The organism is Gemmatimonas sp. (assembly GCF_036405635.1).
GTDB lineage: Bacteria > Gemmatimonadota > Gemmatimonadetes > Gemmatimonadales > Gemmatimonadaceae > Gemmatimonas.
The window spans coordinates 1-8143 of sequence record NZ_DASWXE010000191.1 but is presented as its reverse complement, the minus strand read 5'-3'; the positions used below and the strand labels follow the sequence as shown (position 1 = coordinate 8143).

The following is an 8143-nucleotide window of genomic DNA, read 5'->3' as shown; positions in this document are numbered from 1 at the left end:
TCGGAGGCGCGGGCCGGTGAACTCCTGGTCCCGTTCGACTTCGAAGACCGTGAGTCGCTCGAAGCTTCGCTGGATGGCACCCATGTTCGTGTGCCGCAACGCGGCCCGCGCCGCGCGTTGGTGGACCTGGCCGATCAGAATGCCCGCCACTTGCTCGAGGAGTTCAAGCTGGCGGCGCTCGAGGCAGATGAACGCGCGGTTGATCCGGTGTACGAGCTGCAACGCGAGCTCGGACTCGCACGACTACCGCGGTCGCTGGTGTGTTTCGACATCTCCCACGCCCAGGGCACCGATGTGGTGGCGAGCGCGGTGTTCTTCGAGAACGGTCGCCCCAAGCGGTCGGAGTACCGGAAGTTCAAGATCAAGGTGTACGAGGGGAACGACGACTTCCGCTCGATGCACGAAGTGGTGACCCGGTACTTCCGGCGCCGCCTCGACGAAGAGAAGACGTTGCCTGACCTCGCCGTGATCGACGGCGGTAAGGGGCAATTGGGTGCCGCGCGCGCCGCGCTCGACGAACTCGGCGCGCCGCAGATCGGGTTGATCAGTCTCGCCAAGCGCGACGAGGAGATCTTCATGCCCGGGCGCCCGGACCCGGTGCGCCTCCCGCGGCGCTCACCGGCGCTTCGCATGCTCCAACAGGCGCGCGACGAAGCGCACCGATTTGCCATCACCTTTCAGCGTCAGAAGCGTGCGGCGCGCACCATCACCTCGGAACTGCTCAAGATTCCGGGTGTCGGGCCCACCAAGCGACGGGCGCTGCTGCACAGTTTTGGCAGCGTGCAGGGCGTGCGCGACGCGAGCGTCGAGCAGATTGCGGCCATTCCGGGCTTTGGTGCAGCTTCTGCACGCCGATTGCTCGAAGCACTCGGTGTGACCGTGCCTGAGCCCCCGTCTGATCCGGCGCCCCCTCCCGCTCCGGACGCCGTTCCCGACCTTCCCTCCGATACTCCCCCGTCATGAGTGCTCCCACCTGGACGCTGCAGTGTTCCGCCTGCGGCACGCCCGCTCCCCTCGAGAAGGCGTCGGTGTGTCCGGCCTGTCATCAGCCGCTGTTCGCGACCTACGCACCGGTGCCGGCCGGTACTGCCCTGGGCAATCGGTGGGACATGTGGCGGTATGCGCCGTTCCTGCCCCTGCTCGAGGGTGAGGCGCCGGTGAGTCTCGGCGAAGGGCTCACCCCACTCATCGAGTCGCCGGCCCTGGCGGCGGCGGCGGGTGTGCGCCGGCTCTGGATCAAGGATGAAGCGCAAAACCCCACCGGTTCGTTCAAGGCGCGGGGCATGAGCGCGGCCGTCACGCGCGCCCGCGGTGCACAGGTGCCGGGCATCGTCGTCCCCACGGCCGGCAATGCGGGAGCCGCGCTTGCGGCCTATGGCGCTGCCGCCGGCATTCCCGTGCGGGTATATGCACCTGGCACCACGCCGCGTCCCATCCTCGATACCATCGACGCGATGGGGGCGGAGCTCATTCGCATTGATGGCCACATCGGTGACGCGGGCAAGCTGGCCATCGCGTTCGCGGCGGAGTCGGGCTACTTCCCTATTTCCACGTTGCGCGAGCCGTACCGCGTGGAGGGCATGAAGACCATGGGCTTCGAGATCGTGGAGCAACTCGGTTGGCGTGTCCCTGATGTCGTGGTTTATCCCACCGGTGGGGGTGAGGGCACGGTTGGTATCTGGAAGGCCATCAATGAACTCGTGGCCAGCGGGTGGTTGCCGGGTGAGACCCGTCAGCCGCGCTACCTGGTGGCGCAGGCCGCGGGTTGCGCGCCCATCGCGCGCGCGTTTGCGGCGGGCGCGGAAAAGGCCGATCCGTGGGTGGACCCGGTGACACATGCGGCCGGACTTCGGGTGCCTTCGCCGCTTGGCGATCGCCTGCTGCTGCGCGTGATGCGCGAAACGGACGGACTGGCCGGCACTGCATCGGAAGAGGCGATCCGGGAGTGGACGCGCACCTTGGCCGTGCAGACGGGCATCGATGCAGCGCCGGAAGGTGGCTGCGGGCTTTCGGTGCTGCGTGATGCCGTGGCCAGTGGTTTGGTGAAGGGGGATGCTGAGGTGGTGCTGTTCAATACCGGTAGCGGCGCATCGTATCGGGTCTGATCAGGTTGCCAGCAGGCCATGGGAGCGTGACCGAAGTCCATGCCGTTCATTGACTTCGATGGCCGCGCCTCCTAAGTTGTCTCAAGTGAGCGGCGGCGCACGGCCGTCGCTCATTTGTATCCGGGGGAGGGTCGAGTCCGACCTCGTCCCCCGTTTTCGTCTCAGGTATGGTTCGCGTCACGCGGGTAGACCCTGGGAGCATCGCCGATGAACTCGGCATTCTTCCAGACACCGAACTGCTCACCGTCAACGGACGGCCGCTGGATGACTTCCTCGATTGGGAGTTTCTGACGGCCGACGATTCGTTTGTGGTGTCCGCACGGCTGCCCGATGGTGAAGCGGTCGAGTATGACATCGAGCGACTCGACGGTGAACCGATGGGCGTGGAGCTGGCTCCGCCCACCGTGCGCCGATGCGCCAACCGCTGCGAGTTCTGCTTCATCGAAGGACTGCCCAAGGGGCTGCGCAAAGGCCTCTACATTCGCGACGACGATTACCGGTTGTCGTTCGCCTACGGCAACTTCGCGACATTGTCGAATGTGAAGGAACGTGATATCGCGCGTATCCTCGAGTATCGACTGTCGCCGCTGTACGTGTCGGTACACGCCACGCCATGGGAAGCCCGCAAGGTGCTGCTCAACAATCCGCGTGTACCCAACATCATCGAGCAGCTGACCCGTCTGGCTGAAGGGGGCATTCAGTTCCATTGCCAGATGGTCATCGTGCCCGGGCTCAACGATGGTGATGTGCTCGAGCAGTCGCTCACCGATCTCTGGAATCTCGGCGACGCGGTGATGTCCATCGCACTCGTGCCGGTGGGGGTGACGCAGTTCTCCCACCTGTACACGGGCAAGCCGATGGACCAGGCCAATGCGGCCCGCATTCTGGACGCGGTGCATCGGTGGGAAGATCGGGCGCTCGAGGAACGCGATGATCGCTGGGTGTTCGGCTCGGACGAGTTGTACCTGCTGGCCGAGGTACCGCTGCCCGATGTGGAGCACTATGGCGAGTTCGCGCAGATCGAAAATGGCGTCGGCGCTGTGACCACGTTGCGTGCCCGTGTCGAAGATGGGCTCACGCAGCTGCCTCGCCTCGATGGCCGACGTATCGGCGTGGTGACCGGTGTGTCCATGCGGGCGCTGATGCCGCCCCTGCTCGAGCAGCTCACTGAAGCCACTGGTGCGCAGTTCGACCTGATCGTCACCGAGAACTCGTTGTTCGGTCCGACGACCACGACAGCGGGACTGCTGGTGGGCGCCGACATCCGGCGCGCGCTCGAAGGCCGGGCCGATCTCGACCTCGCGCTTATTCCGGCCGAGTGCATCAACGACAACGGTCTCTTCCTCGACGAAGAGTCGTTCATTGCCGTGCGGGAATCGCTCCCGATGCCGGTCTATCCATCCTACGATTTCATCGACGCGCTCGTCCCCGAGGGAGTTTCCGACGGGGATGCGGCGGTGCGATCCGCTGCCTGAGTATTCGAGTTCCGATGAGTCTCCCAGTCGTTGCCGTAGTTGGGCGTCCCAATGTGGGCAAATCGCATCTGTTCAACCGTGTGATCGGTGAAGCCGCCGCCATCGTCAGCGACGAGGCGGGTACGACGCGCGATCGCCATTTCGGTGAAGCCGAATGGGCGGGCCGTCACTTCTGGCTGGTCGACACCGGCGGCCTCGTCGAAGATTCCGATCTGCTCATGGACACGGCGATCCGTCGCCAGGTCATGCAGGCGATCGAAGAAGCGGACCTGATGCTCTTCGTGGTGGATGCCAAAGTGGGTGTGCATCCCAGCGATGCCCGTATTGTGGATATCCTCCGCAATTCGCAGAAGCCGTGGATGCTCGTCGCCAACAAGGTCGACGATCCGGCAAGCACCGACTTTTATGAGTTCTACCGTTTGGGCGTGACCGACGTGTACCCGGTCTCGGCGCAGAACGGCAAAGGCTCAGGCGATCTGCTCGACGCCGTGGTTGCCAACATTCCGGTGGTCGAGGAAGAAGAACGTGATGCCGTTCGGGTAGCTGTCATCGGCCGACCGAATGTGGGCAAGTCGTCATTCGTGAACCGACTGCTTGGCGAAGACCGCCTGGTCGTGTCCGATGAATCGGGCACCACCCGCGATGCGATCGACGCGCCGATGCGCTATCACGACACCGAGTTGGTGTTCGTGGACACGGCCGGTCTGCGTCGTCAGTCGCGCATCGATGATGGTGTGGAGTTCTACTCCGCGTTGCGCACCCGTCGCGCGATCGATTCCTCGGACGTGTGCATCCTGATGATCGATGCCACGGAAGGACTGCAGAATCAGGATCTCAAGATCGCCACGATGGCGTGGGAAGCGGGCCGCGGCCTGATTCTCGTCATCAACAAGTGGGACCTGTACGAAGACAAGACCGACAAGAGCGCCGACAAATTCAAGAAGGAGGCCGTGGAAAAGGTCCCCTATCTCAAATTTGTGCCATTCCTGTTCACGTCGGCGCTGTCCGGCCAGCGCGTGACCAAGGCGCTCGATCTGGTTCTGTCGGTGCAGGAGCAGCGCACCCGTCGCATCAGCACGTCGGAAGTGAACGACGCGCTGGGTGATCTGCTGGCACGCCTCCAGCCGCCGCAGGCCGCGGGCCGTGAAGTGAAGCTCAACTACGCCACGCAGGTGGAGACCGAGCCGCCGACCATCGCCGTGTTCGGCAACAACCCCGACGCCATTCCTGAGCACTACGTGCGTTTCCTGCACAACGGCTTCCGTGAGCGCTGGGGATTCACCGGGGCGCCGCTCCGCATCATCCTGCGGAGAAAGAACTCGTGAGTTCCTCGCCGGCCATGATCGCGCTTGCCCTCGTGCTGGCGTACGTCGCCGGCTCATTTCCCACGGCGTACCTGGTCGGCCGAGTCAATGGGGTCGATCTGCGTACGGTGGGATCTGGAAACCTCGGCGCCACCAACGTGCAGCGCACGTTGGGTTGGCGTTGGGGATTGCTGGTGTATGTGGTGGACTTTCTGAAAGGCTGGTTGCCCACACTGTTGCTGCCCGGAGTGTTTGGGCTGGCGGACGGATGGCCATGGGGCGTCGCCATCGGTGTGGCCGCGATTGCGGGGCATGTAAAGCCCATCTTTCTGATGGGGAAGGGGGGTGGCAAAGGGGTCGCCACGGCGAGCGGCGTGTTCATGGCGCTTGCGCCCACGGCGACACTCGGCGCCATCGTGGCCTTCATCGTGATCGTGGCTGTGACGCGCTATGTCTCACTGGGATCACTGGTTGCCGCATTGTGCCTCGCGTTGATTCTCCTGTTTCAGGCGAAGACGGTGACCCCGCTCGTCGCGGTGGGATTTGTCATTGCCGCATTTGTATTTTGGACTCACCGTGAAAATGTGAAGCGACTGATGCGTGGCGAAGAACGCCGCATCGGTCGCGCATCAACGCCCAACGGAGCGATGTGATGTCGACGGTTCAGGAGCATGCCGTCCGCTGTGCAGTGATCGGAGCCGGCGCCTGGGGCACGGCGATTGCCGATCGGTTGTCACGCAACGGACACGCAGTCACGCTATGGGCGCGTGAAGCCGATGTGGTGGAGACCGTGAACACCAGGCACGAAAACGTCCGTTTTCTGGCCGGTGCTTCATTGCATCCGGCGCTTCGCGCCTCGTCCGACATGGCGGCAGCTCTGGCCGGCGCTCGGCTCGTGGTCTATGCAGCGCCGTCACATGTGCTGCGTCCGGTGGTGGCCAGCGGTGCCGTGCACATCGAACGGGACGCGGTACTGTCGGTGGCCACCAAAGGCATCGAGCGCGAAACGCTCGCCCTCATGACCGATGTCGTGGCGGGCGAGGCACAGGGGCGGGCGGTGGTGGCGATCAGTGGCCCGAGCTTCGCCGCGGAAGTGGCGAGCCAACAGCCCACCGCGGTCGTGGCCGCGTGCGACAGTGCTGCGGCCGCGGAGCTCGTGCAGTCGACCATGAGCGCCCCCGAATTCCGTGTCTACACCAGCGACGACGTCATCGGTGTGGAACTTGGCGGTGCGCTCAAGAACGTGATGGCCGTGGCAACGGGCATCCTCGAAGGCCTGGGGATGGGATTCAATCCGCGCGCCGCGTTGATGACGCGGGGGCTCGCCGAGATGACGCGACTTGGTGTCGCCATCGGTGCGCGCGCCGAAACGTTTGCTGGTCTTGCCGGGCTTGGTGACCTCGTGCTCACGTGCACCGGCGCGTTGTCCCGCAACCGCGCTGTGGGTGTGGCCATCGGCGGCGGGCAGACGCTGGAAGAAGCGCTGGCCGGCAAGGAGAGCGTGGCCGAAGGGGTGCTCAACACGCAGAGCGCGAAGGCGCTGGCCGATCGGGCCGGCGTGGAGCTGCCCATCATCGATGCCACCTATCGCATTCTGTTTGAGGGGCAGGCCCCGCGCGCCGCAGTGGCCGAGCTGATGGCGCGAGAACTCCGCGCGGAGCGTGACTGAGATGGCGGCGCCGCGGGAGTTGGTGCAGGAGTTCTACTCCATTGGTGACGTCTGCTCGTTGACGGAGCTCAAGCCGCACGTGCTGCGCTACTGGGAGAGCCAGTTCAAGCTGCTCAATCCGGCCAAGAATCGCAGTGGCAACCGGGTCTATTCGCGCCGTGAGGTAGAGCTGATCCTGCTGGTGAAGCATCTTCTCTATACCGAGAAGTACACGATCGATGGCGCGCGGCAGAAGCTCGACGAGCACCGCAAGGGCGGCACGCTGCGCCCGGCGGCGCGCGAAGCGCTGGAGGTGGAAGCGCTCGAAAGCCTCGAACGTGAACTCGCTGAACTGCAGGCGCTGCTTGAAGATCCAGCGCCGCGACAGACCTGAACTCCCGAGAGAAGATGCGCATACTCCTCAGCAACGACGACGGTATTCTGGCCAAGGGCCTTGGCGTGCTCGAACGGGCGGCCGAGACCTTGGGAGAGCTGTATGTGGTGGCACCGGATCGTGAGCAGAGTGCTACCAGCCATTCGCTGACGTTGCACCACCCGTTGCGGCCGGTGCGGCTGGGCGAGCGTCGCTGGCAGGTGGATGGCACGCCCACCGACTGTGTGATGCTGGCGTGTGAAGCGCTGCTCGATATCCGGCCCGACTTTGTGCTGAGCGGCATCAATCACGGCCCGAACATGGGTGAGGACGTGCTGTACAGCGGCACGGTGGCAGCGGCCATGGAAGGCCTGGCACTTGGCATTCCCGCCATTGCGCTGTCGTTTGCTGGCAATGTGCTGCGCGCCGATGCGCTGCTGGATACGCAGGTGGGTGCCATCCGGTCGCTGTTGCACCACTTGACGGCGCTTCCTGCGTTCCCGCGCGACACCCTCCTCAATGTGAACTTGCCCGCTGTGCCGGGCGACGAAATCCGTGGCATGCGGCTGACGCGACTTGGCCGGCGCGTGTTCAGTGATTCGATTGCCCGGATGAAAGATCCGTGGGGGCGTGATATCCTGTGGATCGGCGGCGGCTCGGTGGAATGGAGTGGTGCGCCCGATTCGGACTTCCGCGCTGTGCATGACGGATACATCTCCGTCACTCCATTGCACCTCGATCTGACCCATCGGGATGTGCTCAACACCTCGACCGAATGGTGGCAGGAGCCGTAGAGCCGGAGTTCCGTGGGGCGCGTCGGCGTCTCGTGGAAGCGTTGCAGGACAAGGGTATCAAGGACCTCGCGCTGCTCAGGGCCGTGGATGCCATTCCGCGCCACCTGTTCGTGCCACCCACCGTGCGTCACCGCGCCTACGAAGATTCGGCGTTGCCGATCGGCAATGGGCAGACCATCTCGCAGCCGTTTGTGCATGCGCGGTCGGTTGAACAGCTGTTGCTCACCGGGGTGGAACGGGTGCTGGAAATCGGCACCGGCTCCGGATATCAGACCGCACTGTTGTCGCAGTTGGCGGCGCAGGTGTTTTCGGTGGAGCGATATCGCGAACTGCTCGACAGGGCCCGGCCCATTCTGCAGCAGGCCAATGCCCGCAATGTCTCGCTTTCGTTGGGCGACGGGACGCTCGGCTGGCGGGAGTACGCGCCCTACGATGCGATCGTGG

9 protein-coding genes are annotated in these 8143 nt (G+C 64.5%); all 9 read left to right on the top strand.

What is annotated here, in order from left to right:
- On the top strand, positions 1 to 963 hold a 963-nt coding region (locus VGE27_RS15115; RefSeq protein WP_331050502.1), incomplete at its 5' end, for a helix-hairpin-helix domain-containing protein.
- The gene (locus VGE27_RS15110; RefSeq protein ID WP_331050501.1) at positions 960 to 2105 is read left to right on the top strand and encodes a threonine synthase; all 1146 of its coding nucleotides are present in this window, start codon (positions 960 to 962) and stop codon (positions 2103 to 2105) included. The genes VGE27_RS15115 and VGE27_RS15110, both read left to right, overlap by 4 nt.
- Before the next feature lie 167 nt (positions 2106 to 2272).
- Entirely contained in the window at positions 2273 to 3580 is a 1308-nt protein-coding gene (locus VGE27_RS15105) for a DUF512 domain-containing protein (protein WP_331050500.1), read from the top strand.
- A 14-nt stretch (positions 3581 to 3594) separates the two neighbouring features.
- The gene (gene der, locus VGE27_RS15100) at positions 3595 to 4905 is read left to right on the top strand and encodes a ribosome biogenesis GTPase Der (RefSeq protein WP_331050499.1); all 1311 of its coding nucleotides are present in this window, start codon (positions 3595 to 3597) and stop codon (positions 4903 to 4905) included.
- Between the two features lie 14 nt (positions 4906 to 4919).
- On the top strand, positions 4920 to 5537 hold the full coding sequence (plsY, locus tag VGE27_RS15095) for a glycerol-3-phosphate 1-O-acyltransferase PlsY (RefSeq protein ID WP_414653569.1): 618 nt from the start codon (positions 4920 to 4922) through the stop codon (positions 5535 to 5537).
- On the top strand, positions 5537 to 6553 hold the full coding sequence (locus tag VGE27_RS15090; RefSeq protein WP_331050497.1) for an NAD(P)H-dependent glycerol-3-phosphate dehydrogenase: 1017 nt from the start codon (positions 5537 to 5539) through the stop codon (positions 6551 to 6553). The genes plsY and VGE27_RS15090 overlap by 1 nt, the downstream gene beginning before the upstream one ends.
- A gap of 1 nt (position 6554) precedes the next feature.
- Positions 6555 to 6926 carry a MerR family transcriptional regulator gene (locus tag VGE27_RS15085; protein ID WP_331050496.1) on the top strand — a complete coding sequence of 124 codons (372 nt, stop codon included), beginning with the start codon at positions 6555 to 6557 and terminating at the stop codon, positions 6924 to 6926.
- 14 nt (positions 6927 to 6940) lie between these two features.
- Positions 6941 to 7699: a 5'/3'-nucleotidase SurE gene (surE, locus tag VGE27_RS15080; protein WP_331050495.1), complete on the top strand. Its 759-nt coding sequence runs from the start codon at positions 6941 to 6943 to the stop codon at positions 7697 to 7699.
- A partial coding sequence (locus VGE27_RS15075) for a protein-L-isoaspartate O-methyltransferase (protein WP_331050494.1) occupies positions 7681 to 8143 on the top strand: 463 nt, incomplete at its 3' end. The genes surE and VGE27_RS15075, both read left to right, overlap by 19 nt.